Below are 905 nucleotides of genomic sequence, written 5' to 3' on the forward strand. Positions count from 1 at the left end.
GCGAAATTAGTTAACCAGAGGTTTTAGACGCGTCCAGCAAATCAAGGCGCAAGCCAAAGATAGGAAGGCCTCGTGGATATGAGCATAGCGTTCGTAGCGAATCTTCAGGCGTCGAAACGAGTGAAGCCACGCAATCGAACGTTCGACCGGCCAACGCGTTTTGCCAAGTCCGCTGCCATGGGGCGCGCCGATTTTTGCGAGCACTGGCGTGATGCCACGCGCTCGCAAGCGTTGCCGATGTGGCTCGGAACTGTAGCCCCGGTCACCTTGAACGATTTGCGGTTTGTGCAGTGGGCGACCCCGTTTGCCTCGAATGTGCGGAATGGCCTCGACCAGCGCGTCAAGCTGCGTAATGTCGTGGCGATTCGCTCCGGTCAGGATGACCGCGAGCGGGATGCCTTGCGCGTCGACGATGAGGTGGTGCTTGCTGCCGAACTTGCGGCGGTCTGTGGGATTCGGGCCGGTTTTTTTTCCGCCAGCATGGCGCGAATCGATGAGCTGTCGACGAGAGCACGCGTCAAATCGATTTCGCCACGGCGGCGCAGTTCCGCGAGCAGCGTCTCGTGGATACGTTGCCAGACGCCAGCTTGCTGCCACGCGGCGAGCCGTCGCCAGCAGGCCGTGCCCGAGCCGCAACCCATTTCCCGCGGCAGCAAGTTCCACGCGATGCCCGAGCGCAACACGAACACAATGCCAGTCAGCACCGCACGGTCGGGTGTTGGCTTGCGGCCTGCATACTGGCGATTGCGCGGTGCTCGCACGGGCAGAAGTGGCTCGATGAGTGACCACAATTCGTCGTCGATAAGCTCTTTAGGCATCGCTTCCTGTCAGGCAAAACAAGACAGAAAGTTAACACCAAGTCGGAAAAGTTAACAGCTCAGAAATTTAATTTCGCAACAGCTTCT

1 protein-coding gene is annotated in these 905 nt (G+C 58.9%); it reads right to left on the reverse strand.

From position 1 onward, the window contains the following. Positions 1-6 precede the first annotated feature (6 nt). A protein-coding gene (locus tag G3O00_RS42965; RefSeq protein ID WP_206146629.1) for an IS5 family transposase occupies positions 7-818 on the reverse strand; the annotation gives its coding sequence in 2 pieces (ribosomal slippage) (positions 7-479 and positions 479-818; 813 coding nt in all). Positions 819-905: the final 87 nt, after the last annotated feature.

It is taken from the genome of Burkholderia sp. Ac-20384, assembly GCF_017104605.1.
Taxonomy (GTDB): Bacteria; Pseudomonadota; Gammaproteobacteria; order Burkholderiales; family Burkholderiaceae; genus Burkholderia; species Burkholderia lata.